This is a genomic window from Streptomyces sp. AK08-02, assembly GCF_033795085.1.
GTDB lineage: Bacteria > Actinomycetota > Actinomycetes > Streptomycetales > Streptomycetaceae > Streptomyces > Streptomyces echiniscabiei.
Genome location: NZ_JARAZV010000001.1, coordinates 896,646 through 916,916, shown reverse-complemented (window position 1 = coordinate 916,916; position 20,271 = coordinate 896,646). Strand labels below are relative to the sequence as shown.

Below are 20,271 nucleotides of genomic sequence, written 5' to 3'. Positions count from 1 at the left end.
TGGGTCGTACGGGTAACACCTCTCGACTGCGGGGGCTGTAGCCGTCATAGCCGGGCAGCGCGGGCCGGGATACCGGGGCCTCGTACTCGCCGTAGACCGCCCTGGTAATCGCGGCACGGTCGACGGCGAAGTCCAGGGCCTGGATCACCCGCACGTCGAATGTCCTCCGGATAACGGAACAGCGGGTTGTGTCCTTGCTGCGGAGTCAGGTGGCGTAGCCGGCCCAGAAGTCGACCGGGCCGGCAGCCGTTGGATCAGGGGCACAGGCCTCTGTCGGAGTTGTAGTAGATGTCGATCGCGCCGCTCCAGGTCATGCACAGGCCGGGTTTGGGGAGGTCCTTGTACACCGGGCCGGCGAAGGTCGTGTAGGAGCCGGCGTCCCTCGCCGGGGTACTGCTGGTCGGCCAGGTATCCAGAGTGACCTCCATGAACACGCGGGCGCCGGGCTTGTTGCGCACCGTGACGGCGCACCACTGCTTGTCCACGGAGCTGTAGGCCACGTACGTGGTGGCGGCCACGGTGGTCTGCGAGGACGTGATCGGAGTTGACGTGAAGACCTCGTACCCTTTGCCGCACGCTCCGTTGTACGCGCCGGCTGCAGCGGCCGAAGCCGGGGCAATCGCCGCGAGCGTGCCGCCCAGAGCCACAACGGCAAGAGCGCCGGCGGTGGCTGCCTTACGGCGGGTCGACTTCATGGTGTTCCCCCTGTTGGTCTCATGACGGGACGGCCGGACATTGCCGTCCGCGCAGAGTGGGATTGGTGTGATTCGCTGACGGTTCAGGGCTCTCATTCGCTGCCTCGGCGACCGAGCAGGCCCAGCTTTCAGCCCCGAGCGCCGAAGTTCTTGCAGGAAGAATTCCGTCCGGCCGCCCGCAGCGTGAGGCTTCGCGCTGCGGGCGGCCGCCCTGTCGGTCTTTTCCGGGATCATGTGCCGGTCGCCCGGCGCCGCAGGTGCTCCCAGCAGGACCGTTGCCCTATCAGTCGTGCGCTGTCCCCTCGCGGGCGAGCCACCGGCCAGTCGCGCCTCAGCAGGGCTTCACCCACCAGACCCAGGACCAGTCGGCAGAGGCATCCGAGTCGTAGGCACCGGCATCCGACCAGCGCGTCACGTGGTCGGAACTCCTGAATTGCGCGCGGGTCCCCGGGGTCTGGTTGTTGATCCACGACCCGACACCTGACCACGGAATCTCGTATTCGCGGCAATTGAACATGAGAATAGGCGTTCCGATGAAATTCTCTCCCGGGTACGCGCAGAAGTACTTGTACGGGCAGCTGACTGCCGCTGCGCCGGCCCCGGCACTTTCTGCGGCTGCATCGGCGGTGGAGGCCATTGTGAGAACGGCCGAAAAGCCGGCGACGACTGCCACCATGCTACGCACCCATGTCCGACGGCTCTCGCCGCGGTTTTCAGTCATAGTCAAACTCTCCTTGAAGAGACCCTGTCTGCTGACTTCACCGAATCTAGGAGTGCCGAAGGAACGACGCATCACCTTTCGGGCTCACCCGAATCGCAGGTCGTACCCGCGGCATCGTGCCGGCCATCGCCCGCGCGGTACGCGGCCCAGCACCGGCCTGAGCACGTTCGGGTGGACGATCCGTTTGGCTGACAACGGCTAACACAGTGAGCCGAGTTGTCGGTGGGTGATGAGGCAGCAGGCGAGTTTGAGGAATGCTTCGTGTATGTCGGCTCTCCGTTCCCACCGGATCCGCAGACGCCGGAAGCCGTGCAACCACGCGAGACTCCTCTCCACGACCCACCGGTAGGTGCCCAGTCCCGTGCCGTGCAGAGCGCCGCGTCTGCCGACGGCGGGCACGACCCCGCGGGCTCGGACCTGGCCGCGGTAGATGTCGTGGTGCCGTGCCCTTCGGTGATCAGATGGTGTTTCGAGCCGACTCGATCCAGGCAAGCCAGAGGTGGCATGTCGAAGGGGCCCACGCCTGGCAGAGCGCCTTCCAGCGTCTCGCCCGCCGCTATGAGCGCCGGGCCACCACTGTCATCGACGCCTTCTTCGACCTGGTCGACACCGTCATCGCCGTACGAAGACTGGGCTTGAACCGCTTTGACGGACATCCGAGATCAGGGGTTCTGCCCCGGGAGGATGTCCATCATGGAGAGCATGGGGAAGAAGAAGCCTCGGCCTCGCCGTTCGTTCACGCCGGAGTTCAAGGCCGAGATCGTCGAGCTGTGCCGGCGCGGTGACCGCTCGGTCGGTCAGATCGCCAAGGACTTCGATCTGACCGAGACGGCAGTGCGGCTGTGGGTCAGCCAGGCCGAAGTCGACGCGGGCGAACGCGACGGACTGACCAGCAGTGAACGCGAGGAACTGGCCGCGTTGCGGCGGGAGAACCGCCGGCTGCGCGAGGACGTCGAGGTCCTCAAGCGGGCGACAGCTTTCTTCGCGAAGGAGTCTCAATGACGAAGTCAAGCCGCTTGCGTGACCGGTGGGGCGGGGGTGAAGAGCCGTCCGTCACGCAACAGGGCCCACAGCACGCTCGCTCGTCGACGGGCCAGAGCGATGACGGCCTGGACGTGTTTGCAGCCCTCGCCGCGTTTCTTGAGGTAGAAGTCCCGGTTCGGTCCCTCGCGCATCATGCTGGTCTGCGCGGACATGTAGAACACCCGTCGCAGACGGCGGCTGTAGCGCTTGGGCCGGTGGAAGCTGCCCGTGCGGCGTCCGGAGTCACGCGGAACGGGCACCAGTCCGGCCGCGGAGGCAAGGTGGCCGGCATCGGTGTAGGCCGACAGGTCTCCAGCCGCGACGACGAACTCGGCTCCGAGTATCGGGCCCATGCCGGGCAGAGACTCGATGATCTCCGCCTGCGGGTGGCTGCGGAACGTCTCATGGATCTGCTTGTCGATCCGCTTGAGGCGATCGTCCAGGGCCAGGATCTGAGCTGCCAGGTCGGCGACGATCTGCGCGGCGACATCTTCGCCGGGCAGTGCGGTCGGCTGGGCCTGAGCAGCCTCCACGGCAGTCACAGCGACCGTGTCTGCGCCCCTAACGCTGCGGTTGGCCAGCCAAGCCGTCAGCCGGGCCCGCCCACGGCGGCGGATGGCTGCCGGGGTCTGGTAGCCGGTCAGCAGGACCAGGGCGCCTTTGTGATGCGAGTAGTCGAAGGCCCGCTCCAGAGCGGGGAAGACCCCGGTCAGCACGTCACGCAGCCGGTTGATCATCCGAACCCGGTCGGCCACCAGGTCCGATCGGTGGGCGGTCAGCAGAGCCAGATCGGCGGCCAGCTGGGCGGGCACGTCGATCGTGGCGAAGTCGCTGCGGTGACGGGAGGTCTCGGCGATGACGTAGGCGTCACGGGCGTCGGTCTTCGCCTCACCCCGGTAGGCGCCCGACATGCGGTTGACCGTGCGTCCGGGCACGTAGACGGCCCGCTGGCCGTGGGCTGCGAGCAAGGCCAGCAGCAGCGCGGAGGACGTCCCGGAGATGTCCACCGCCCAGCAGACCTCGTCCGCCAGGTCCAGGATTTCGCCAAGCGCGGCAAAGATCGCCGACTCGTCGTTGTCGATCTTCCTCGACCACAGCGTGGTACCGGTCTCGTCGACCACCGCCGCCCAGTGATGGCCCTTGCCGGCGTCCACGCCTGCCCAGACCTGGTGCCTTCGATCGCTCACTCGCCCCTCCTCAAGCCGAACAGCCTGCCGTCGGCCCAAGGAACACCCCGCTGTCATCTCCGTAATCAGCGACCGCACGAAGCGCGCACATCTCAATCAGCAGCCAGGGCGCCCCGGAGAGCCGGACGGCCACTCCTTCGGAGCCACAACTGGCAAGAACCGGTCAGCCACATCCGGCCCTCCCGGGCCGCCTAACAACTTACGGAGACCCGGTGACGGTACACCCGTTCATCGAGGCGGAAAAGCATGGCGGTCACAGCGTCAAGCGGGCGTGTGAACTGCTGCAGGTCTCCCGAACCGCCTTCTACGCCCGCCGCACCGCCAAGCCCGGTCCGCGGGCAGTCCGGGACACCGAGCTCACCGAGAAGATCACGGAAGTCCACGAGCGGTCCCGTGGAACCTACGGGGTCCCGCGGGTCCATGCCGCCCTGCAACGACAGGGCGAGGACTGCGGACGGCGCCGCGTCGCCCGACTGATGCGCGACGCCGGGCTGCAGGGCCGCCACCGCAGACGACGGCGGCTGACGACGATCCCCGACCCGCGGGCCGCCGCCCGGCCCGACCTCGTCGCCCGCAACTTCGCACCCGACCCGGACGGCCTCGACACCCGCTGGTGCGGCGACATCACCTACGTTGCCACCGACGAGGGCTGGCTCTATCTGGCCACCGTCATCGACATCGCCTCCCGCCGCGTGGTCGGCTGGGCGACCGCCGACCACCTGCGGACCGAACTGGTCGCCGACGCCCTCACGGCGGCCTGCCGCGAGCGTCGCCCCGCGCGGCCGGTGATCTTCCACTCGGATCGCGGCTGCCAGTACACCAGTCAGCAATTCGCCACACTGGCAAGGGAGTTCGGCGTCCGCCTGTCCGTCGGCCGCACCGGTCAGTGCTGGGACAACGCGCTCGCCGAGTCGTTCTTCGCCACCATCAAACGGGAGTTGCTCGACACGAGCTCCTGGCCCAGCCGGGCCGCTGCCCGCACCGCGATCTTCGACTTCATCGAGGGCTGGTACAACTTGCACCGACTGCACAGCAGCCTCGGCTACCGCAGTCCCGCCGAATACGAGACCGCGCTCGCAGCCTGACCGCCACACCGATGGTGTCCGTCAAAGCGGAACAAGCTCAGACAGATCCGTCGGGCATGGACGACCCACCGCTGGGACGAACGCCCCAACCGCCCTCCATGACCACACGCCTACCTACGTGACCTCCGAGCTCAGCGCATTCCGCTCCGCCTGGTCTCCTTCACACTGCGCCCGGGGCGGCGTGCTTCTCCTGGTGGTCTGCCAGGAAATCGGTGATCCGGTGGTTCGTCTGCGCCGGCGCGGCGGTGGGCATGGCGAAGTGGGTGAACTCGGCGAGGATCTCGATCCGGGCGTCCGGTACAGCCTTGCGGGCGCGGGCTGCGACGTTCGCGGCGTTGTGGGTGCCACTGCGGGCGGCGAGGAGGACCAGGAGCGGGACGTTCAGCGCCGTGGGGTCCGGGCGACGGCCGACGACCAGTTTCCGGTTCGTGAAGCCCGAGACCGCCAAGGCGTAGACCCGCTTCCAGTCCAGGTCGGTGTCGGTCCCCGCGGTCTCGCGGTCCAGGTAGGCGCGCGCACGGGCTTGGGTCGGGCGCAGCAGTATCGGCAGCGAGCGCAGCAGGAAACTCGGGCGGAAGTTGGCGAAGCACTGGGTCGGGTCGAGCAGTACCAGCCGATCGACCCGCCGTGCGGCGTGCAGGGCGTAGGTGAGAGCGATCCAGCCGCCGTAGGAGTGGCCCAGCAGGTGTGTGCGGGACACGGTGAGGCCGTCGAGCAGTGCGTCCAGCCAGGCCATCAGGTCAGCGGTGGTGCGCAGTGGGCGCCCGCCGGGGATGCTGCGTCCGGCGTCGCCGAGGATGTCGACGGCCAGTACCCGGTGGTGCGTGCCGAGTGCCGGGGCGTTGGCGAACCAGACCGCGCCGGTGGAGCCGCCGCCGTGCAGAAGGAGGATTGGGGTGGCGTCTGCAGGACCGTAGGCGTGGACACGGGTGGTGCCGTACGGGGTGGGAACGTCGATCTCGGTGGTGCCGGTGGGCCAGCGGGCGAGGAGTGCGTCGTAGGCGGCGAAGAAGTCTTGGGATGAGGGCACGGTGAGCCTCCCGAGGAATCGTCTCGTTGACCTAGTATCTCGCTCAGCGAGATACTAGCCCGGTGAGTGATCCCATCGACCCCGTGATGCGGCTGGTCCACCTGCTGCGCGCAGTAACCGTGGAATTCGATCTGCGCGGCGCCGAGTTCGCCGCGCGAAACGGCCTGCACCCGACCGATCTGCGGGCCCTCATCCACCTGCTTGACGCCGACCGGGCGGGCACCGACGTCACCCCGGGACGACTCGGTACGGCGCTGCGGCTCAACTCCGCCGGCACCACCGCCCTGCTCGACCGTCTGGAGCGCCTTGGGCTCGTCCGTCGCAGGCGCGATGAGAACGACCGACGACGCGTCGTGCTGACGGTGGAACAGAAAGCCGTGGAGCTGGGCCGGTCCTTCTTCGGCCCGCTCATCGCCAACCTGGTCGAGGCCGCCGAAGACTTCACTCCGGGCGAACTGGACATCGTTCACCGCTACCTGACCACTGCCCTTCAAGCAGCTGCTCCCGGCCACGACACGTCGACGCCTGCGGCCACCGCTGGGATGTCGCCAACACCACAGGCGTTCCCACAGCGGTTCGGTCAACCGTGATGGCGGCGCGGGCACAGGAACTCCGGTGGTCGCAGAGCGTCGCAACTCCATGATCATGCAACTGTGCCGGTCCCCGTCTGCCGACCGCCTGTACGCGCGACCTCCAAGAAGTTCCAGGTGTTGTCGCCGCGTCTCGAAGGTGCCTCGGCAAGGCCGACTCACCGTTCGTCTGGGCCCTGCCCCTGGGGGACCACTACTGTTCCTGTCGGCGGTCCTCCTGTGGCGGCGCGGGGTCAACCGCCATTCCAGCACCAGTTCTTGCGGAGCGTTCCGGTGTCGAGGTGGAGCAGCGCGGTGAGCTCGGGCAGGGTGTGACGATCGGTCTCCAGGTCACGGTGCCAGCCCTCCTCGGCCCTCAGCCCCATGGGCGCACTCGGGCGAACCCCATGTGGAAGTTGATGTCGGGTCCCTGAGGTACCGGGAGCGTTCCTCCTGGGTGAGGTCTCGGAGAACGGCGTCGCAGATCATGTCGATGGCCTGAAGCGGGCGGGGCAGCGCGAGCTTCCAACGCTGGATCGTGCCGTCGCTGTTGCCGGCCGCGAGTGTGTGTCCGTCAGGACTGACAGCCAACGCGTACACGGCATGTCGAGGCCCACTCAAGGTGGCGCGGACCGTGCGTGTGGCCAGGTCCCACACTCGCACTGTCCCGTCGGCGTGCCCAGCCAGGAGGGTGCGGCCGTCGGGGCTGAACGCCAGCGAGCTTGCCAGGTCGGTGAGGACGGCATGTCTCGCGCCGGTGGCGAGGTTCCATGTCTGTACCTTGCCGTCGGCGCCGGCGGAGGCAAGTATCTGTCCGTCCGGGCTGAAGGCGAGAGACACCACGACGTCTGTCTGTCTGTCGAAGACGGCCCGGCTCCTCCCTGTGGCTACGTCCCACAGACGCATACGCGCGCCCGTCCCGCCGGTGACGAGAACGCGCCCGTCGGGACTCAGCGCCGTCGCCAGCAGTGTGTCGGAAGGGGGGCGGCGGCGCACGACCGTGCGGAGCATGCGGGTTCGCGCATCCCATACTTGTACGGAGCGGCCGTCACCGGTGATCAAGGCGGCCATCGTCTGACCGCTCGGACGACGAATCAGTGACGACACGGTGCCGACACCAACAGTGCGGGTGCCGCGCGGCCGTTCGCCGGCCGTGTCCCAGAAACGCGCTGTTCCACGGACATCACCGGTCGCAAATGTGCGTCCGTCCTCAGCGAAGGCGATGCTCGACAACGAGGCGGACCCCGTTCGCCTGCTGTCGGGCGTCTGCCGAGCAAGATCCCACAGCCGGACTGTGCGGTCACGGCTTCCGGTGGCCAGCGTGCTGCCGTCCGCACTGAACGCCATCGACAAAACGCTGTCGAGGTGGCCGGTGAGGACGGCCCGACTCGTGCCGGTGGCCGCTTCCCACAGCCGCACCGTGCGGTCGTCACCGCCCGTGGCCACCAGGCGTCCGTCCGGGCTGAACGCCAGCGCCCGCACCGGCCCGTCGTGCCCGGCGAACCGGGTACGGAGATCCCCCGTCGTCACGTCAGACAGCTGCACCAGAGCGTCGACACCGCCGACGGCCAGTAGGCGGCTGTCGGGACTGAAAGCCATCGATGACACTGAGCCGGCCTCCTCTCGCCGGATCACACGGGTGGTGCCGTGAACCAGGTCGCGCAACCGGACAGTTCCACCCGAGTCGCCGACGGCCAGCAGGTGGCCGTCCGGGCTGAAGGCGATCGACGTCACGCCAGGCGGGGAGACGGAGAAGGCGTCGCGAACCGTACCCGTCTTCGTATTCCACAGCCGTACACGCCCGTCGGAACCGCCGGCAGCCACTGAACTGCCGTCAGAGCTGACGGCCGCCGGTCCCGGATCGCTTGCATGATCCTTAACGGTCCAGACCTTCCGGGCCACCGCAACGTTCCCCATGTGCAGCATCCCGTGGGCATCGCCGACGGCCAGGAGGCGGTCGTCCGGACGGTAGGCCAGACCTGTGACGCCTCCTGCGAAAGCGGGGTAGACCGTGCGAAGGCTGCCGGTCGCCGTATTCCACATCCGTACTTGGCCATGGGAACTACCGGCAGCCACCGAACGGCCGTCGGAGCTGAATGCCACCGCACTGACAGGGGCATCGGAACCGGTCAGCCGGTGCCGAAGCGGGAGGGCGGCCGCGGAGTACAGGGTGGAGACGGCCTCTGCCGTGGGACGGGTCTGGTAAGCCTGCACGGCCAGAAGCATGGCGAGATCGGGGTCGTCGCCCAGGAGAGCCGCTGACTGCGCGGCCAGCTGACGGGACACAGCGGTTTTCTGTGCGGTCAGGGCTTCATCCCGTCGATGTTCACTCACTCCATACTGTTTCCAGGCGACCGCACTCGCGGTGAGAGCGACCACGAGCAGGACGGACAGTGTGGCGCTGAAGCGGCGCAGACGGCGGGTCGTGCGCGCGGCAACGAAGCGCTCACGGTCGCGAGCGGTCGTGCTGCTGAAGAGGAAGTCCCGTTCCAGACCGTTCAGATCCTCGGCTGTGCCTGGATCGGCGAAGGCTTCCTCGGCGGCGGCGAGGCGGGCGCCGCGGTACAAGGCCCCCGGGTCGCGGCCCAGGGAGTTCCATGCGCGGGCGGCTTCCCTGAGCTGATGTTGGAGGTGAATGCGTTCCCGTGCCGCATCGACCCACCCCCGCAACCTGGGCCAGGCGGAGATAAGAGCCTCGTGCGCCAGGTCGACGGTGCCCCCGTCGACCGTGATCAGCCGCGCCTTGACCAACAGCTCAAGCACGTCCGCGGCCACGGGAGAGCTTTCGGCATCGAGTTCTTCGCGGTGCGCCGGGCGCCTTGTATCTTGCGTGCCTTCACCGGTGGCGATCAGGCGCAGCAGGAATCGGCGGGCGTGCCTGGCTTCGGGTGCTGACAGCCGAGCGTAGAGGTCTTCCGCTGTTCGGGCGATGGCGCCTTCGACGCCGCCCACCGCCTGGTAGGCGGCGAGAGTCAGAGCACGGCCTCTGCGGCGGCGCCAGGTTTCCAGCAGGGCGTGGGACATCAACGGTAGACCGCCCGGTCGTTCGTTGACATCCTCGATGATCTTCGCGGTCAGTTCTCGCTCGACGATCAGTCCCTCGGCAGTTGCCGGCTTGACGATGGCATCGCGAAGTTCGGCGGGGCCCATCGGGTCGACGAGCAGGGCGGAGTCACGTAATGCAGCAGCCAGTTGATGGTGTTCCGCGCAGTGGCCGAAGAAGTCCGCGCGCACCGCGATCACCACCCGCAGCCCGCTCATCGGCTCCGTGGCCGTCACCAGCCGGTCGAGGAAGGCCGAGCGTTGGGCGCGATCGGAGCACAGGGTGAAGAGTTCCTCGAACTGGTCGAGGATGACGACCGTGTCGCCGCGTCCCGGAGAGGGCGTGATCGCGGTGGCATGGACCGACATCGGCTGTGCCCCTGGGGTGAGGATCCGGATACCTGTCGGGCGGCGGTCAAGGGGCTCCTCCCGCTGCAGCGCGGGGATGAGCCCTGCGCGCAGCAACGAGGACTTGCCACTTCCAGAAGCGCCGACGAGGGCGACCAGACGGCGAGTGCGCATCCGCTCGACGAGCTGAGCCACCAGCTCGTCCCGCCCGAAGTACACACCCGCGTCCACGGCTTCGAAACGGGCCAGCCCACGGTACGGCGCCTGCATGTCCTCATCGGTTCTCCGCACGGCAGCCGCTTCCTCGGCTGCCGTGCGCCAGCGCCACTCCCATTCCGCCCCGTCCGCACCGCAGGCCCGCGCGTAGGCCAGTGCCACGTCGAGAGACGGCAGCTGCTCTCCGGCTGCCGCTCGTGACAACGTCGCCACGGAATAGCCCGCGCGCTCCGCCATGGTCCGGTAGGTCAAGCCGCCCGCTTCCTGGCGCAGCGTGCGCAACGCGAAAGCGAAACGTTGCACCGGACCAGCTTCCGGATCCAGTGCCCCCTCTCGGCGGCCCATCCCCATCCCCCTGTCGACCTTGTCGATGCACCCAACCTCGACCCACTGTGCATCAAGTTCACCTATGACCAGCGCGTTTCAGTCGAAGAGCAGCTCCGGCCAGCCGCCTGGCGAGTTGTTTCACGCGGCGCCTGGGTGTGCGCAACAAGGATCCCGCAGGGAAGCTGGTTTCCGGTCGGCACCGAACAGCAGTCCGAGGAGCCGATGTTGACACCGCATCTCCCTGCAGGGCCGCTAACGCTTGCCACCTCGCGGTGGGTTGATTCCCGCGCGGCATCCGTCGGCTTCTCGTCTTGACCTGGAAATCGCGCGCATCGTCTTGTTGGAGGTTTTTTGTCAGGCTCGGAGCAGTCACAACAGCAGGCAGGACCCCGGCCGTGCGCGACCTGGCGAAGTCCGGGCCTACGGGAGATCCGAACTGTTCGGTCTTCATTCCGGTCGACGCGATGGACGCAGAGGTGAACCGCCCAGACATCGGAGTGCCGGTCATTCCGGCCCACTTGTGGGGCTTCAGTGGGCACCGGCCAACCGTCGAAATCGGCCGGCCGGGCGAGCAGCGGGAACGTAAGCCGGACACCGTCGCGAGCCAAGGTGTCAGTGCAGTCCGCCTACCGGTACGTCGCTCATGCGGCCGACGCCGCCCGTGGAACAGCTGCTCCCTGAGTTCGCACACTGGATGGAGACGCCGGCCCACCTTGTGCATTTCGCCCGTGACCGCTCGATACGAACCCGGGTACAGCAGCCACCAGAACCGAGCCCGCGACGTCCATCGGCGTTCTCCGGGAGGAGAGCAGGACAACCCCGCGGTTGTCCTGAGGCCACGCACCACGCACGGGATCACTACGGGCGTGTTGCCGCCTTTCGGTGACCTTTCGCGCACCTTCGATCGACGAGTGATGCGCAAACTCAGTGACAGGCGCCATCCGTTGATGCCTGCGAGCCAGTCGGTGTCGGCCGCAGAACACACGAGGACTCGGCGGCAGCCAGCTGTATGTCAACGGGAGCCTGCGCCATGACATTTCGCATCGAATTCAGTCAACGGGACCTGGGCCGGCTGGCGATCGGCCGCCCGGTGCATCTACCCGTGAGCGAGGCTGTGATGAGCCTGCAGGTCCTGCGGCGCGGGGACCGGGCTATGCGCTTCCAAGCGTGGCAGGAGGCCATTCGTACGCGTGGCATCCAGCCTGGTGCGGTGCTCAAGGCCCTGGTACCTGCAGACGGGTGGGTGCCCGATTTCCTCACACCGGTTGACCGTGCCTGGCCCGAAGCAGGAGCGTTCGACGCTATCAGGGCCACACCCCGCCTACGCGTCCGCCGAGAATTGGCCCGGCTGTCCGGCCATCACCCGTTACCCGATTGGGGCGGCCGACTGGCCGAGGCCGGGGACCCGCAACTGGATGTCCTCGTCGACGATCTCGAGGCCTACTACGACGCTGCGGTACGCTCGTTCGCTCCCGCGATTCGGACGGTGCTCGACGCAGATCGTGCGCTGCGTGCCGAAACACTCGCCTCCAAAGGGGTGGACGCGTTCCTGCACACACTGCACCCGTCCGTCACCTGGAAACCTCCGTTCCTCGTCCTGCCGTCCCGTCACGAATCCACGTTCCGGCTGCAGGGGCGCGGTCTGATCATCAGCGGTCACTTCTTCTGCTGGCCGAGCCCACGGGTACAGCTGAACGACTGTGACACGCCGGTCCTCGTTCATCCCGCTTCCTGGGATCCAGCCCACCATTCGGCACCGGGCAGAGGCAGCCTCGACACCCGAATCGACCGGGGCCTGGCAGCGGCACTCGGGCGTACTCGGGCCCGTGTCCTGTTGGCCCTCGCGCAGGCGCCGCACAGCAGCACGGCCGAACTCGCCCGGCAACTGGACATCTCCGCGGCTTCCGCATCGGAACACGCGACTGTCCTGCGGCAGGCAGGACTTACCGACAGCCGTCGGCAACAACGCACCGTGCGCCACTCCCTGACCCCTTTGGGAAACGACCTCCTCAACCACCCGAGGCACCCGATCACGCGGCTCTCGGCGCATTGAACCGCGGCTGAGCGTCGGCATCGCACGTGGCGATGCGTTGCCGGTTATTGCCGGTCGTGATGCTTCACGGTGCTCAATCAGGGGCGATTTCGCAGATCAGAAGGGCGCACGGGACGACGCGGCGGATACAGACGGACTGCCGCATTTTCACAGGGGCCGCTTCCTGGATGAATGAGTCCAAGGGGTGCTGTTGCGGTCAGACGTCATCCGCAGAGGTCCATGAGGCCCGCCTCGCAGTGTTCCGGTGGGTCACCCGCTACCACGCCCCCCGGTCATCACAACAATGCTCATGACGCTTCCTTAAGAATGTTGGGCGGTCCGGGAGGACCGGGTGTGGCTGATGACGGTTTGCCGTTGATGGCTCCAGGAGAATGGCCGCCCGGTCCTCTGGGACGCTCCGACTGCTGATTGAGAACTGCGGGCATCGCTGGTTAAGGACCTGTCGGCGGAGTGTTCTTCGGGCCGTGGAAGTGCTGGTCACGGAGGAACGGAGCGACGCGGTTGACTACCCGGCACGCGCGGATATGGGTCGGCATCGACGCCGGCAAGGGCCACCACTGGGCGGTGGCGGTGGACACCGGCGGCGAGGCGCTGTTCTCGACGAAGGTGATCAACGACGAGGCCCAGATCCTGACTCTGATCGACACGGCCCGAGAGAAGGCCGACGAGGTGCGGTGGGCCGTGGACATCTCCGGCCGGGCCTCCGCCCTGCTGCTGGCCCTGCTCATCGCGCACGGCCAGCAAGTCGTCTACGTGCCCGGCCGCACCGTCAACCGGATGACCGGCGCCTACCGCGGCGAGGGAAAGACCGACGCCAAGGACGCCCTGGTCATCGCCGACCAGGCCCGCATGCGCCGCGACTTCACCCCGATCGAGACTCCGCCGGAGCTGGTCTCCACGCTGCAGCTGCTGACCGGCTACCGGCGCGACCTGATCGCCGACCGGGTCCGGCTCGTCAACCGGCTGCGCGACTTGCTGGTGGGCATCTGCCCTGCGCTGGAACGGGCCTTCGACTACTCCGCGGCCAGAGGCCCGGTGGTGATGCTGACCGAATACCAGACCCCGGCCGCACTGCGCCGGATCGGCGTCAAGCGGCTGACCACCTGGCTGGAACGCCGCAAGGTTCGCGGCGCCGGTGACATCGCGGCCAAGGCCGTCGAGGCCGCCCAGTCCCAGCACACCGCCCTGCCCGGCGAGGGGCAGGCGGCCAAGCTGGTGCGCGACCTCGCCCACCAGCTCCTGGCCCTGGACGAGCGGATCAAGGACAACGACCGGGAGATCCGCGAGACCTTCCGCGCCGACGACCGCGCCGAGATCATCGAGTCGATGCCGGGCATGGGCCCGATCCTGGGCGCCGAGTTCGTCGCCATCGTCGGTGACCTGTCCGGCTACCGCGACGCCGGGCGCCTGGCCTCGCATGCCGGCCTGGCCCCAGTGCCCCGCGACTCCGGCCGCCGCACCGGCAACCACCACCGCCCCAAACGCTACAACCGGCGCCTGCGCTGGCTGTTCTACATGTCCGCACAGTCCGCGATGATGCGACCGGGCCCGTCGCGGGACTACTACCTCAAGAAACGCGCCGAAGGCATGATCCACACTCAGGCGCTGCTCGCGCTCGCCCGCCGCCGGGTCGACGTCCTGTGGGCCATGCTGCGTGACATGAGGCTGTTCACCTCCGTCCCGCCGGTCACGCAGGCGGCTTGACACGGTCATTGAGATTCTCCTTGAGGTGTTTCGACAGCCCTCGAATGTCAGACGAGGTCGGCGAGGTCTTCTTCGCTGAGGGTGATTCCGGCGACGGCCATGTTCTCCTCCAGGTGGGAGAGGGAGCCTGTGCCGGGGATGGCCAGGGTCACTGGGGAGGAGGTCAGCAGCCAGGCCAGGCCTGTCTGCGACACGGTGACGCCGTGCCGGGCCGCGACCTTGGCCAGTCGCTCGTCGTCGAGTTCCCTGCCACCACCCATCGGGAAGAAGGGCACGAACGCGATGCCGGCCCTCTCACAGGCGGCCAGCAGCTGCATGTCATCGCGCTTGGCGGCGTGGAACTGGTTCTGCACTGCCACGACCGGGGCGATCTCGCGGGCCTCCGCCAGATGTGCGGTGTCGATGTTGCTGAGGCCGAGGTGACGGATCAGGCCCTCCTTCCGCAACGCGGCGAGCGCCTCGAAGCGCTCGGCGAGTGACTCGCCCTGCGGGGGTGTCATGCGCCCGATGCGCAGGTAGACGAGATCGAGACAGTCCACACCCAGGCGATTGAGGTTGGCTTCCACGAGGCCGCGCATGTCGGCCGGGGCGGCTGGGCGGAAGCCGTCGGGGCCGGCGATGGGGCCCACCTTGGTGGCGATGACCAGGTCGGACGCGTAAGGATGAAGCGCCTCACGGATCAGGGTGTTCGCGCGCACCGCACCACCGGCGCTGACGTAGAAATCGGCGGTGTCGATGAGGTTGACGCCCAGCTCGACGGCACGGCGCAGTACGGCACGGCCGGTCTCGGGGTCGCGGGCCGGACCACCCATGCCTTCCTTGGACGGGAGACGCATGGTGCCGAAGCCGAGCCGGTTGACGGCCAGGTCGCCGCCGAGGCGGAATACATTGCTCATGGCCCCAGCCTGCATGTCCCGCAACCTGTCGGCGAGGCTGTGGCAGCTTGCTGCCAGAGGCACAATGAGCGCATGCCCCAGCACATGGCCCTCAAAGGCGATCTTGAGCTCGACGCGCGGATCAAGCCCTTGGTGGAGTCGTTCGACGCGGAATGGGCGAGCGCCGCGCGGGACCTCGACACCTGGCCGAAGGCCCGCGAGTCCGTCCGCCTGCGGATACGACGTGACGGAACAGCTCAGGCCCGCAAGTTGTACAGTCCCGCCGTGCTCGCCGACGAGCGCGACCGGGAGGTACTGCGCGAGATGACCGCCTGCGGCATGCAGGTGCGGATCACCGCTACCCCGCTGTCCCAGGGAACGGTCTTCATCGACCGGCGAACCATGTTCCTCACCGACCCCGTGCCCTCGCCCTCGCCCACTCACGTTCGCCGGCACCGTACGTACACGATGAGCGCCGAACCCGCCCTGGTCAGCGGGGTGTACGCGCTGTTCGAAGCCGTGTGGGAGTCGGCCACCGACCTGGCGGCCTTCTTCGACGCCGACCGGCCCCGGATCGAGCCTCGAGCCCGCGAGGTGCTGTACGCACTGGGCTCGGGAATGACCGACGTGACAGCCTCACGCGAACTTGGCCTGTCGCTGCGCACCTACCGCCGCAGAGTCGCCGAGCTCCTTGTCACCCTGGGCGCGGACTCACGCTTCCAGGCCGGACTGCGCGCGGGCGAATTGGGCCTGACCCGCGGGTGAGCAGACCTTCGCCCAAGCCGAAGCGAGTCAGGCGTCGAGGTTCGGGCCGTAGCGGTGGAGGTCCCGTCCGACCGAAGTCGGCGGTGCCTCGGGCCCGACGTCCTCTGGTGTCCGGTGGTGTCCTGTCCGGCGACCAATCACCATCGCCAGGCCGACCGCATGCCCGGCGTCTTCTACTTCCGTGTGGTGACGGTCGCCGGGGTGGTGCCATCCGCCGACCCGGTTGCACATCCCGGCCTCAGTGCCTGTGTCAGGTCCTTGCATGACAAGTCGAGTGGTCTGTTGATGCAGTTCAGGGACTCGTTGTTTCGGGCGGACCCGCCCGGAGCGACGGCTGGGCCGCAGGTGTCGCTCGCCGTACGGTGGTCGTATGGGCAGGGACGGGGTACCCCGGCTGCGTCTGGTCGCCGTCGCGGTTGAGGGGCGCGGGCCGAGGTTGTGCCGAGGGTGCGGTGGGCCGTTGATGCCGTCGGCGAGGTCGACGGCGGTGTTCTGTGAGGACGCGTGCCGTTCGAGGCACTGGCGGCGGATGCGTCGGGCTCGGTCGAGGACCGAGGCGGTGAAGGCCGACTTGACGGCCTCGTGTCCGCAGTGCGGGGCGGTGTGGAGGGTCGGGGTCGACCATCCGGTCTCGGCGGTCTACTGCTCTCCCGCATGCCGCAAACGGTCCTGGCACGTGCAGCGCGCGCGGCCCGGCGATATGACCGGGATGGTCGGCAGTGTGACCCGGCAGCGCTACGACGAGCTGGTCACGCTGGGGCGGGACTGGGTCGGGACGATGAGCAGCGTCCAGTGGCAGCTCGGACGAGCTCTCAGACCTTGTGCCGCTGTTCTGCCGAGGCGGCAGACGCTGGTGGCTGCGTCCAGCGCGGCCGGGCAGGGCGATCACGACCTCATCGGTCGGATGGGGCTCAGACGAGCGAAACGGATCGCGACCTGCCACCCGCGAGCAACGAGTGGGAAACGAGGCGAGCATGTCCGTCTCGTCCCTGAGTACAGGGTGGGGGTATTCAAAAGGCCCCATCACCAACGCGCCGCCGCTGCCGTTCGGACCAGCGACCATCGACGCCCAGCCGAACGGCAAACGGGATCACTATCATCCTTCCTGCCTCGTGACCTGCGCAAAGAGGATGTGACACAGGCACTCAGCGGGCGTGATCGCCTGGGCGTCGTCCGGGCGGAGCCGCGAGCCCACCTTTGGTCATCGCCGGCCAGTTGCCTCTCCGTGGGCCGTTGTCTTGACCGCATCGTCGGCCGCTTCGCGAGGAAGGTCATCCGTCCTCCCCCGCGCATAGAATCTGCTCATGGTAGAGAACCGCCCCGTGAAGCGGACCCGCAGCGCACCCGCCGGCGAAGACAGCCCTGGCGCGCAAGCCGAGTCGGCAGGGGGCGGCGAGGCCGCGGAACCGATCCGGTGGCTGACCGAGGAGGAGCTCCACGCCTGGATGGCCCTGGCCGGCATGGTCACCAAGCTGCCTGCGGCACTGGATCGGCAGCTCCAGCGCGACGCCGGGCTCACGCACTTCGAGTACCAGGTCCTCGTAGGGCTGTCTCGGGCCCCCGAACGCACCCTCCGCATGAGCGAGTTGGCTGACTTCACCGGGGGTCAGCTGCCGCGTCTGTCACAGGTCGCGACCCGCATGGAGCGACGCGGCTGGCTCACCCGCCGCCCCGACCCCACCGACGGCCGTTACACACTGGCCTGCCTGACCGACGCGGGGACGGCCAAGCTCGAGCTCAGCGCCCCGGGCCACGTCACCGCGGTTCGCCGCCTCATCTTCGACTGCCTCTCCCCCGCACAGGTGCGTCAGATGGCCCAGATCGCGAGGCGCATCGCGCAGGCCGCGGGCAGCGCCGAGTTCCGCTGAGCCCGAGGCCGTGACGCCCCGCTTCGATCCCGTGGCATCACTTCACGCATGAAGTAGATCACTTCGCGGAATCAGTTGCGCCGTGAAGCGACATCCCGATATAACTTCACGCATGAAGTGATCGGCGGGGCGTGGCACCCACGCCATCACCCGCCGTTCGGGCCAGCCATCCATGGTCACGGGCATCAATCCGCCCGTCGACGCGGGCATGACGCCCAAAAACGGCCCTGAGATGCGTACGAGCCTTCCACGCAGAGACACAGGAGCAAGCCATGACAGAGGAATCCGGTAACACCGCAGCCACGAGACGCGGAATGCTCGGGATAGCGGGAGCAGTAGCGGGCGGGCTGGCGATCAGCCAGATGGCTGCCGGCAACGCCTCTGCCGCCACCGGCAGCGGTGGATCGATCGCGACGCGGACGATCAGCCTCGCCCAGGCTCAGCGGCTCACCGAGGCGGCCGTCCGGTACGTGCGGGACAAGAAGCTTCCCCCCATGTATGTGCTGGTCGTCGACTCCGCCGGTGAAGCCAAGGCGTCCCTTCGCATGGACAACAACAGCTCGGCGGCGGCCGAGTTGGTACCGCACAAAGCACACACCGCGCGCACCTACCGGACCGCCACCGCCGACCTGGCCACCAACATCAAGGACCCAGGCCAGATCGCCTCCTTCGTAGCCAGCGGTGCCAGCCTGCTGCCCGGCGGTCGGCCGATCTTCGAGAACGGCCAGTTCATCGGCGCCCTCGCCGTCGGCGGAGGCACCCCGGCCCAGGACGACGAGGTAGCCCGCGCCGCGCTGAGCGCACTCTGACTTTCGTCCGCCCATCGCCAGGCCGTGGGCGGGAGACCTGGAAGCCCCGCGCGGCCGGCTCCAGTGGCCAGACGTTCTCGACCGCACAGCTCGTCGAGCGAGGCGACCAGTCTCGGGCAAGAGTGCACGACTGAAAGTCACGAGGCCTTCCGGTTCGGTGCGGACCTCACAATCCACACCAAACCGGAAGGCCCTTATCTGTTCAAGATCCCTCAGCCGGTGTTGCGGCTGTGCCCGATCGAGAGGAAGTGTGCTGATGTCCGCACCGCCTGCGCCCACAGGAACGGGCACCGACAGGGTGCCCCGGCTGGAGGACGATCCGAGCATCGTCAAGTTCGTCCGCACCGACCCGGTTCAGTACGAGGGCGACTGGACGCCGGACAAGTACGACCCGGACCTTGCACAGGAGGCGATGGAGAGCGCGCTCGACGACGCGGTCGAGGCTGAACGGCTCGGATACGACGGGCTCATGCTCACCGAGCACCATTTCGACGCGTGGACGCTCGCTCCCTCACCCATGCTGTATCTCGCGGCCCTCGCAGCCCGGACCAGCAGGCTCCGGCTCGGCCAGTCCGTGAGCATCCTGCCGTTCCACAACCCGTGGCGGCTCGCCGAGGAGGCGGGCATGCTCGACATCCTCAGCAACGGACGAGCCGAGATCGGCGTCGGCAAGGGCAACTTCGCGGTTGAGCGTGCCCGCTACGGCCTGAGCGCAGAGGACAGCGAGGAACGGTTCAACGAGGGCATCGAACTCCTCAGGAGGGCCTTGAGCGAGCCCGGGGTGACGTTCGAGGGGAAGTTCAACCGCATCGACGTGCCGTCAACGGTCTATCCCAAGGCATTCGGCGACCCGCTCCGCCCATGGGTTGCGGGATTCAAGCCCGAGTCGGTCACCAAGATCGGCCGCGAAGGGGACAACCTCTTCGGCATACTCGGTCCGCACGCGGGGGCCATCCTGCAGCGCTATCTGGAGGCGGCCTACGAGGCAGGCCACGAACGCAGCGGCGCGAACTGCATGGCCGCGACCGGAATCATCGTCGCGCCGACCGACAAGGAAGCGGCGGAGATCGCCGAACGAGCCTACGAGTACGGCCTGAAGACAATGATCGACCGCAGAGCTCCGGAGTCCGACAGGTCCTATCTACCGGTATTCACCGGTGGCGGATTCCACGGTTCACCTTCGACGGTGCTCGACAAGATGGCAGGCAGCGTGCAGGCAAGCGGTATCCGCCGACTGATCCTTGTGATGCGCTCGCGGTTCATCCCGCGGGAGCAGTCGCGCCAGACGATGCATCTGTTCGCCGAAGATGTCATGCCACACCTGCGACACCTCGCGGCCCAGCCCTGACGGGTTTCCGGGTTCCGGCAGGCCGATTTCGGGCAAAGAGCATCCGTGGCCGTGTTCAATGCACTCACCGTGGTGTTCCTCGTGGTGGTGGGGCTCTTCGCCGTCCTGGGTTGCCTCGTGGCGTGCGGTGTTCTCAGGGAAAGCAGCCGACGCCGACGAGTTGTACGCATCGGCAGGCGCACTACGGCCCGCTGTGTCCGTTCCTGCCACAAGGCTCCCCAGCCTGCTCACGCTCAACCGGATCGGGTTCGTCCGCCAAAGAAGCGTTTCGTCCTCGAATTTGCTGGCCCTGATAGCGACCCCATACGCTTCGAAGACCCGTCACCCCCTGCGACAACCCGCGTAGGTGACGAACTGACGGTCGCCTATCTGCCTGACCAGCCTGCGAGCGCCGTGGTTGTGGCCGAGCGCGAAAGGACGGCCCTCGCTGAGTTGTTGCAGATCCTTGCCATCCTCGGTGTCTTCCTCATCGTGTTGGCGGGCATCGCCTCCATCGGAGTGATGGTTCTCCAGGCTTACGCGTCGGCCGCCGCCGATCCAAACATATGGATCGAACCATGAAGTGAGATGCCCCGGGAGTGTCCGGCCACGCAGGGCTCCGGTGGT

General features: G+C 67.7%; 17 protein-coding genes and 2 pseudogenes. 11 read left to right on the top strand and 8 right to left on the bottom strand.

Annotation, left to right across the window (positions count from 1 at the left end):
- Positions 1–254 precede the first annotated feature (254 nt).
- The 3 genes and pseudogenes from PV734_RS03815 to PV734_RS03805 all read right to left on the bottom strand — a co-directional run.
- Positions 255–695, bottom strand: coding sequence for a hypothetical protein (locus PV734_RS03815; protein WP_319288749.1), 441 nt, complete (start codon positions 693–695; stop codon positions 255–257).
- A 331-nt stretch (positions 696–1,026) separates the two neighbouring features.
- Positions 1,027–1,416: a hypothetical protein gene (locus PV734_RS03810; RefSeq protein WP_319098821.1), complete on the bottom strand. Its 390-nt coding sequence runs from the start codon at positions 1,414–1,416 to the stop codon at positions 1,027–1,029.
- A 198-nt stretch (positions 1,417–1,614) separates the two neighbouring features.
- Positions 1,615–1,845: pseudogene (locus PV734_RS03805) on the bottom strand (transposase); the annotation flags it as partial.
- 53 nt (positions 1,846–1,898) lie between these two features.
- Between PV734_RS03805 and PV734_RS03800 the strand changes: the two are divergent.
- Positions 1,899–2,048: pseudogene (locus tag PV734_RS03800) on the top strand (IS5/IS1182 family transposase); the annotation flags it as partial.
- A 61-nt stretch (positions 2,049–2,109) separates the two neighbouring features.
- Positions 2,110–2,418, top strand: coding sequence for a transposase (locus PV734_RS03795; protein WP_415924141.1), 309 nt, complete (start codon positions 2,110–2,112; stop codon positions 2,416–2,418).
- A 5-nt stretch (positions 2,419–2,423) separates the two neighbouring features.
- Here PV734_RS03795 and PV734_RS03790 read toward each other — a convergent pair whose 3' ends face one another.
- Positions 2,424–3,626, bottom strand: coding sequence for an IS110 family transposase (locus PV734_RS03790; RefSeq protein WP_319288748.1), 1,203 nt, complete (start codon positions 3,624–3,626; stop codon positions 2,424–2,426).
- A 212-nt stretch (positions 3,627–3,838) separates the two neighbouring features.
- Between PV734_RS03790 and PV734_RS03785 the strand changes: the two genes are divergently transcribed.
- Entirely contained in the window at positions 3,839–4,711 is an 873-nt protein-coding gene (locus tag PV734_RS03785) for an IS3 family transposase (protein ID WP_319288747.1), read from the top strand.
- A 160-nt stretch (positions 4,712–4,871) separates the two neighbouring features.
- Here the strand turns inward: PV734_RS03785 and PV734_RS03780 are convergent, their stop codons facing one another.
- Positions 4,872–5,741: an alpha/beta hydrolase gene (locus tag PV734_RS03780; RefSeq protein ID WP_319288746.1), complete on the bottom strand. Its 870-nt coding sequence runs from the start codon at positions 5,739–5,741 to the stop codon at positions 4,872–4,874.
- A gap of 86 nt (positions 5,742–5,827) precedes the next feature.
- Here PV734_RS03780 and PV734_RS03775 point away from each other — a divergent pair, with 86 nt between their 5' ends.
- Complete coding sequence (locus PV734_RS03775) at positions 5,828–6,331, top strand: MarR family transcriptional regulator (protein WP_319288773.1); 504 nt, start codon at positions 5,828–5,830, stop codon at positions 6,329–6,331.
- A 233-nt stretch (positions 6,332–6,564) separates the two neighbouring features.
- On the opposite strand, the gene PV734_RS03770 is transcribed toward PV734_RS03775, so the two are convergent.
- Both PV734_RS03770 and PV734_RS03765 read right to left on the bottom strand, forming a co-directional pair.
- On the bottom strand, positions 6,565–6,696 hold the full coding sequence (locus PV734_RS03770; protein ID WP_319098823.1) for a hypothetical protein: 132 nt from the start codon (positions 6,694–6,696) through the stop codon (positions 6,565–6,567).
- Positions 6,662–10,261, bottom strand: a complete 3,600-nt coding sequence (locus PV734_RS03765) for a helix-turn-helix domain-containing protein (protein ID WP_319288745.1) — start codon at positions 10,259–10,261, stop codon at positions 6,662–6,664. Before PV734_RS03765 ends, PV734_RS03770 begins: the two co-directional genes overlap by 35 nt.
- 1,012 nt (positions 10,262–11,273) lie before the next feature.
- Between PV734_RS03765 and PV734_RS03760 the strand changes: the two genes are divergently transcribed.
- On the top strand, positions 11,274–12,296 hold the full coding sequence (locus tag PV734_RS03760) for a winged helix-turn-helix domain-containing protein (protein WP_319098826.1): 1,023 nt from the start codon (positions 11,274–11,276) through the stop codon (positions 12,294–12,296).
- A 501-nt stretch (positions 12,297–12,797) separates the two neighbouring features.
- Entirely contained in the window at positions 12,798–14,000 is a 1,203-nt protein-coding gene (locus PV734_RS03755) for an IS110 family transposase (protein WP_319288733.1), read from the top strand.
- A 47-nt stretch (positions 14,001–14,047) separates the two neighbouring features.
- On the opposite strand, the gene PV734_RS03750 is transcribed toward PV734_RS03755, so the two are convergent.
- Positions 14,048–14,896, bottom strand: coding sequence for an aldo/keto reductase (locus PV734_RS03750; protein ID WP_319098859.1), 849 nt, complete (start codon positions 14,894–14,896; stop codon positions 14,048–14,050).
- A 72-nt stretch (positions 14,897–14,968) separates the two neighbouring features.
- Here PV734_RS03750 and PV734_RS03745 point away from each other — a divergent pair, with 72 nt between their 5' ends.
- The 5 genes from PV734_RS03745 to PV734_RS03725 all read left to right on the top strand — a co-directional run bounded on the left by PV734_RS03745 (position 14,969) and on the right by PV734_RS03725 (position 20,226).
- A complete protein-coding gene (locus PV734_RS03745) occupies positions 14,969–15,640 on the top strand; it encodes a DNA-binding response regulator (protein ID WP_319288744.1) in 672 nt (223 codons plus the stop codon).
- A gap of 1,304 nt (positions 15,641–16,944) precedes the next feature.
- Positions 16,945–17,508, top strand: a complete 564-nt coding sequence (locus PV734_RS03740) for a MarR family winged helix-turn-helix transcriptional regulator (RefSeq protein ID WP_319098861.1) — start codon at positions 16,945–16,947, stop codon at positions 17,506–17,508.
- A gap of 272 nt (positions 17,509–17,780) precedes the next feature.
- Positions 17,781–18,317 carry a heme-binding protein gene (locus PV734_RS03735; protein ID WP_319098862.1) on the top strand — a complete coding sequence of 179 codons (537 nt, stop codon included), beginning with the start codon at positions 17,781–17,783 and terminating at the stop codon, positions 18,315–18,317.
- A 298-nt stretch (positions 18,318–18,615) separates the two neighbouring features.
- On the top strand, positions 18,616–19,665 hold the full coding sequence (locus PV734_RS03730; RefSeq protein ID WP_319288743.1) for an LLM class flavin-dependent oxidoreductase: 1,050 nt from the start codon (positions 18,616–18,618) through the stop codon (positions 19,663–19,665).
- 45 nt (positions 19,666–19,710) lie between these two features.
- Positions 19,711–20,226 (top strand): DUF3592 domain-containing protein, encoded by a 516-nt coding sequence (locus PV734_RS03725; protein WP_319098864.1) that lies wholly within the window; start codon positions 19,711–19,713, stop codon positions 20,224–20,226.
- The last annotated feature ends 45 nt before the right edge of the window (positions 20,227–20,271 follow it).